Origin of the sequence: Yinghuangia sp. YIM S10712, from assembly GCF_051388935.1 — a bacterium.
Lineage (GTDB): Bacteria > Actinomycetota > Actinomycetes > Streptomycetales > Streptomycetaceae > Yinghuangia.
The window spans coordinates 103397-109161 of the sequence record NZ_JBPKBI010000003.1; the positions used below are offsets into that span (position 1 = coordinate 103397).

5 protein-coding genes and 2 pseudogenes are annotated in these 5765 nt (G+C 71.9%); 2 read left to right on the plus strand and 5 right to left on the minus strand.

Annotated elements, in window-relative coordinates; translation table 11 throughout:
• Nucleotides 1-21: 21 nt before the first annotated feature.
• Entirely contained in the window at nucleotides 22-504 is a 483-nt protein-coding gene (locus ACRX5W_RS09830; protein WP_436787631.1) for an Asp23/Gls24 family envelope stress response protein, read from the minus strand.
• Nucleotides 505-777: 273 nt separating this feature from the next.
• Between ACRX5W_RS09830 and ACRX5W_RS09835 the strand changes: the two are divergent.
• A pseudogene (locus tag ACRX5W_RS09835) lies at nucleotides 778-1695 on the plus strand (SDR family NAD(P)-dependent oxidoreductase).
• A gap of 99 nt (nucleotides 1696-1794) precedes the next feature.
• Here ACRX5W_RS09835 and ACRX5W_RS09840 read toward each other — a convergent pair.
• The 4 genes from ACRX5W_RS09840 to ACRX5W_RS09855 form a co-directional block, all read right to left on the minus strand.
• Nucleotides 1795-2037, minus strand: coding sequence for a chaplin (locus ACRX5W_RS09840; protein ID WP_436787632.1), 243 nt, complete (start codon nucleotides 2035-2037; stop codon nucleotides 1795-1797).
• Nucleotides 2038-2156: 119 nt separating this feature from the next.
• Complete coding sequence (locus ACRX5W_RS09845; RefSeq protein ID WP_436787633.1) at nucleotides 2157-2477, minus strand: hypothetical protein; 321 nt, start codon at nucleotides 2475-2477, stop codon at nucleotides 2157-2159.
• Nucleotides 2478-2565: 88 nt separating this feature from the next.
• Nucleotides 2566-3642, minus strand: a complete 1077-nt coding sequence (locus ACRX5W_RS09850; protein WP_436787634.1) for an N-acetyltransferase family protein — start codon at nucleotides 3640-3642, stop codon at nucleotides 2566-2568.
• 133 nt (nucleotides 3643-3775) lie between these two features.
• Nucleotides 3776-5155: a cystathionine beta-synthase gene (locus tag ACRX5W_RS09855; RefSeq protein ID WP_436787635.1), complete on the minus strand. Its 1380-nt coding sequence runs from the start codon at nucleotides 5153-5155 to the stop codon at nucleotides 3776-3778.
• Between the two features lie 299 nt (nucleotides 5156-5454).
• Between ACRX5W_RS09855 and ACRX5W_RS09860 the strand changes: the two are divergent.
• Nucleotides 5455-5765 (plus strand): annotated as a pseudogene (locus tag ACRX5W_RS09860) (SGNH/GDSL hydrolase family protein); the annotation flags it as partial.

Here is a 5765-nt window from a genome sequence, read left to right on the forward strand (position 1 = left end):
CCCCACGATCCTTCCGCCCGTTTATTCGAGCGTCCGGCCGCTGCGCTCGTCCTCGGGGCTCTCGATGTGGATGTCGTCCACGGAGATGTTCACTTCGACCACTTCGAGACCGGTCATGCGTTCGACCGCGTCGATGACGTTCTCCCGGACGTCCGCCGCCACCTCGGCGATGGCGACGCCGTACTCGACGATGAGCGTCAGGTCGACCGCGCACTGGCGCTCACCGACCTCGACGCTGACGCCCTGTGCGACGTTGGGCTTGCCGCCCGGGACGCGCTGCCGCACGGACGCGAAGGCCCGCGCCACCCCCTTGCCCAGCGCGTAGACGCCGGTGACCTCGCGGGCCGCGACGCCGGAAACCTTCGCGACCACGGAGTCGGCGATCGCGGTACGCCCCCGCTCCGACGCCAAAGTGGACACCTGGATCGAGTGGCCGGTGCTCGCGGACGTCGAGCCGCTTGGTGCACCGGTATCGGTCGTCGGCTTGATCGGGCGCTCTGCCATGGGAACCTCTTTCGTTGTGCCGGGACCGGGCCAGGCAGGTCGTGCTGCGTCGGTGGGCCGTCGGTGGATGCCAGTCCCCGACATTCCCCGGACAGAACCACGACATTCCCTGACAAATCCCATAATCCCACCGGACGCGCGCCACTTCATGGGTGAAACGTGTTCCGATTTGCTCTCCGCGGCCCCTTGAACCCGTCGGCTGTTCGGCTTCTGATGGTGGGTCAGGTGAGGGCGGGCCCACGGCCGCCCGTGGTGCGACGGAAGTGGGGATCAGTGGAGAGGTTCCAAAATCGGCGGATCATCGTCACCGGCGGCGGCTCGGGCATCGGCCAGGCCACCGTGCTGCGCCTGCTGCGCGAGGCGGGCACCGTCCACACGGTCGACGTCAACACGGACGGGCTGGCGAAGACGCAGGCGATGGCCGAGGAAACCGGCGTCGGCGGCAGGTTGACGACCGGGGTCCTCGACGTGTCCGACGAGGCCGCGGTCGCCACCGGCGTGGGCGAGGCCGTCACGAATCTCGGCGGTCTGGACGTGCTGGTCAACGCGGCCGGCATCCTGCGCGCCGGACACACCCACGAGTTCTCTCTCGACGTGTGGAACCGGATCATCAGCGTCAATCTGACCGGCACGTTCCTGATGACCCGCGCCGCGCTGCCGGCGCTGCTGGAGAGCGGCTCCGGAGCGGTCGTGGTGAACTTCAGTTCGACCTCGGCGGCCTTCGCACACCCCTACATGGCCGCGTACGCCGCGTCCAAGGGCGGCGTCGACTCGTTCACCCACGCGATCGCTCTGGAGTACAGCCGCCGGGGACTGCGGGCGGTGTGCGTCGCGCCGGGCAGCATCTCGACCGGCATCGTCGAGGACACTCCGAACCAAGTGCCCCAGGACGCCGACTGGGAGCTCTTCGGCAAGCTCATGCCGATCATCGGGGAAGGCATGGCGCACCCGGACGTCGTCGCCGGCATGATCGCCGCGCTCGCCTCGGAGGACGGCAAATTCGTCACCGGCACGACCCTGCGCATCGACGGCGGCACGCACGCCTGACGCCCGACACGGCAGCGGGGGGGGGGGGGGGNAGGCATGGCGCACCCGGACGTCGTCGCCGGCATGATCGCCGCGCTCGCCTCGGAGGACGGCAAATTCGTCACCGGCACGACCCTGCGCATCGACGGCGGCACGCACGCCTGACGCCCGACACGGCAGCGGGCGCCGTACGGAACCGGCAGTCCCGTACGGCGCCCCCGGCACGTCGGCCCTGACGGACCGTCACCGCGCCTCGGCGACGAATCAGCCGTGGTTGACGCAGACGTTGCCGAACGCCGGGTTCAGCAGCGCGATGACGTCGACCGTGTTGCCGCACACGTTGACGGGAACGTGGACGGGGACCTGGACCTGGTTGCCCGAGATGACGCCCGGCGAGCCGACGGCGGCACCGTCGGCCTCGCTGCTGGCGTGCGCGGCGCCCATGCCCGCGGCCAGGAGACCGCCGGCGGCGGCGGTGATGACGACCGCCTTCTTGACCGTGTTCATTGATCCTCCATGTCGCAGTGCCGCGCGTTGTCCGCGCGGCATCCGGGACAACGAAGGAACTGCGGACCGGGCACGCCCTTCCTCGGGATTCACCCGTTGGGAGCCGACACCGCGGAGGGTCAGCCTTCGTCCTCGTCCACTTCGTCCTCGTCCTCCGGCACATACTCGGCGCCCTCGGACTGCCAGCCGGCCTCGCTGAGTTCGGTGCCCGGCACGTCGGCGACGAGAGCGAACGGGTCGATCAGGTACGAAACCGACTCCGCCAGGTCCGCGTCGATCGCCGCGACCGCGTCGGCGCGTTCCTCCGCGGTCAGGTCGTCGTCGCCCTTGACGGCCTCCAACGCAGCCGCGCGCAAGGAACCTTCATCGGTGACCTCCAGCACGATGTCCAGGCTCAACCGGATGAACTGGGGGATGTCGGAAACAGGTGCGGTGTCCATGGCAGGAGCCTAGGCCGTAGCCGGGGGTTCGCTTCGCGACCGCGCCGCGCGCCGGGGCGAAGGCCCTCGTGCGGCACTCCGCCGCCGGTCACGCGCACGCCGCGCCCGGCTCCGCTCCTCCCCCCGGGACCGCGCTCCGCACGACCGGCATGCTCAGCCGTACGACGCCCTCCTCGAACCGCCGCCGGCCGGTCAGCCCCGCCCGGTCGAACACGCCGAGCATGCGCCCGTTGCCCGGCAGCACGTGCGCCCGCAGCTCGGCCATCCCGCGCGCCCGGGCGAGCGACCCGAGACGCCGCAGCATGGCGGTGCCGAGGCCCCGCCCCTGCCAGTCGTCCTCGACCAGGAGCGCGAGTTCGCCGCTGCCGGGGTCGTGCGTGTGCAGGAGCGAACCGACCGCGGCGACACCGCCGTCCGGCCGTACCGCGACCAGCGTGACGCCGGCGCGCGGGACGAGCAGGCGTTCGAGGGCGACACGCGGCAGGCGCGGGATCGCGGTGAAGTACCGCAGCCGCCGGCTCTCGGGCGAGCAGCGGTCGTGCATGTGCTGCACCTCGTCGACGTCGTCGGCGCGGCCTGGCCGGAGCAGCACCTCGGTGCCGTCCGCGAGCAGCAGCCACGTGCCGACGGAGGCCGGCGGCGGAAGGGGCGCGCCGGAGTCGACCATGCGGGCCAGCGCGGCGGCGCGCGCGGCCTCGGTCATCGTGAACGGCATGCCGGCACGCGAGACGCGCACCGCCCGCCCGTCCGGCACGGGTACGTACAGCACTCCTGCGTCGCAGGAGCCGGCGAGGGACACCTTCGCGTCGACCCAGTTCGCCCGGTCGGCGTCCAGGAGTTCGGCCAGGACCTGGGGCAGCGTGTCGGGACGGTCACGCAGGCGTGCGGCGAGGACCAGGGCCTTCGTCGGCGCGTCGACGAGCTCGTGCGCGTCGGCGGGCCGCGTGACCACGTCGCGGCCGCCCGCCGCGACCAGGCCGGCCGCGAGCTCGGCCGCGCGCACCGATTCGGGCGCGTGGACGAAAAATTCGTCGACCGGGCCGTCCTCGCAGGCCTGGATGTTGAGGGCAAGGACGTTCGCATCGTGCGCGGCGAGCACCGCGGCCAGCGTCGCCAGCCGCCCCGTATCGTCGTCGACCTGGGCGCGAACACGCCACAGCGCCATGGTGGATCACCTCCGTGCGTGGTTGAACACGGATCAAGATTCACCCGGGCGTGTTACGCGTCGGCTACGCCGCCATGACCGCACGGTACGAACCCACCCGGCCGTGTAAGAACCAGGTCTCGCCGGGCGGCCGTCATGTCCCGGCCAGGTGGCCGAGCAGGTCCTGCCGTGTCACGACGCCCTGCGGTTTGCCGTCGACGAGGACGAGCGCCGCGTCCGCAGTCTCCAGGACCGCCGCGAGCCGGGCCACCGATTCACCCGAGCCGACCACCGGCATCGGCGCCGACATGTGCTTCTCCAGCGGGTCGTTCGAGGCCGCGCGGCCGGAGACAAGGGCGTCGAGGAGGTCGCGTTCGGCGATCTTTCCGACCACCTCGGCCGCCATGACGTCCGGGTGGCCGGCACCCGGCTTGACCACGGGCATCTGGCTCACGCCGAACTCCCGCAGGATGCCGATCGCGTCGCCCACGGTCTCGTCCGGGTGGACGTGCACGAGCGCGGGCAGGTCGCCTTGCTTGCGCGACAGCACGTCGCCGACCGTGGCCTCGCCCGGCGCCCCCTCCAGGAAGCCGTGGTCCGCCATCCACTCGTCATTGAACACTTTGGACAAGTAGCCCCGGCCGGAGTCGGGGAGCAGCACGACCACGACGTCTTCGGGTCCCAGGCGCTCGGCCGCCCGCAGCGCCGCCACGACCGCCATGCCGCACGAGCCGCCCACCAACAGGCCTTCCTCGCGGGCGAGCCGACGCGTCATCAGGAACGAGTCGCGGTCCGAGACGGCGATGATCTCGTCCGGGATGCTCGCGTCGTACGCGGTCGGCCAGAAGTCCTCGCCCACGCCCTCGACGAGGTACGGCCGCCCGCTGCCGCCCGAATACACCGATCCCTCGGGGTCCGCGCCGATGATCCGCACGCGCCCGTCCGACACCTCCTTGAGGAAGCGGCCGGTGCCGCTGATGGTGCCGCCGGTGCCGACGCCCGCGACGAAGGCGGTGACGCGCCCCTCGGTCTGCTCCCAGATCTCGGGGCCGGTCGTCGCGTAGTGCGACTCGGGGTTGTGCGGGTTGGAGTACTGGTCGGGCTTCCACGCGCCCGGCGTCTCGCGGACCAGGCGGTCGGACACGTTGTAGTAGGAGTCCGGGTGCGCGGGGTCGACGGCGGTCGGGCACACGACGACGTCGGCGCCGTACGCGCGCAGCACGTTGATCTTGTCGGTGCTCACCTTGTCGGGGCACACGAAGACGCACCGGTAGCCGCGCTGCTGGGCGACCATCGCCAGCCCGACTCCGGTGTTGCCGGACGTCGGCTCGACGATGACGCCGCCCGGACGCAGTTGGCCGGACGCCTCGGCGGCGTCGACCATGCGCACCGCGATGCGGTCCTTGACCGAGCCGCCGGGGTTGAAGTACTCGACCTTGGCGAGCACGGTCGCCCGCAGGCCTTGGGTGACGCTGCCGAGCCGGACCATCGGGGTGTTGCCGATCAGGTCGAGCATCGAGTCGACGTAGCGCACAGGGCTCCCTCGCATCCTTGCCGGGTCCCGCCGGGGCCGCCGGGTCCGCCAGGTGACCGGGTGCGACCGGTCACCGGACACCTTAGGACGAAACGCCCTGCGCGTGGCGTGTGCCGGCCGACCGACGACGCAGACCGGCCGCGGCGGGAATTCCGGGTCGTGACGGTCGGTTAGGGTCGTCGGACGAGCCTGCCGTCGGCCGAGCGGGAGTTCGGCGGGCGGCAGTCAGGCGTACGAGACATACGCACGACGGGAGGAGCCCGGATGACGACCATCCCGACCACCCCCGGGCCGTCCCGGTGATCCGGACCAGGACCGCGCGCCGCATCGCCGCCGCCGCGGCCTTCGGAGGCGGCGGCGTCGGCATTCTGACCGGCGCGATGTTCGCGGTGCTGTACACCGAGGCCAAGCTCGCCCGGCGCACGGTCGGCACCCCGGTGGGCGAGCCGCCGACCGCCGACGGCATCTACGGCGACTACAGCGAGTCCCGGGACACCGACGAGCCGCCGATTCGGCTCGCGGTCCTGGGCGACTCGTCGGCCGCCGGGCTCGGTGTGGACGACCCCATGCACACCCCGGGCGCGCTGCTGGCCTGCGGCCTCTCGGCGGT

Excerpts from the sequence above, each read along its gene's own strand:
- ACRX5W_RS09830 (WP_436787631.1), bottom strand. The coding sequence starts at position 504 with ATGGCAGAGCGCCCGATCAAGCCGACGACCGATACCGGTGCACCAAGC.
- ACRX5W_RS09850 (WP_436787634.1), bottom strand. The coding sequence starts at position 3,642 with ATGGCGCTGTGGCGTGTTCGCGCCCAGGTCGACGACGATACGGGGCGG.
- ACRX5W_RS09845 (WP_436787633.1), bottom strand. The coding sequence starts at position 2,477 with ATGGACACCGCACCTGTTTCCGACATCCCCCAGTTCATCCGGTTGAGC.
- ACRX5W_RS09840 (WP_436787632.1), bottom strand. The coding sequence starts at position 2,037 with ATGAACACGGTCAAGAAGGCGGTCGTCATCACCGCCGCCGCCGGCGGT.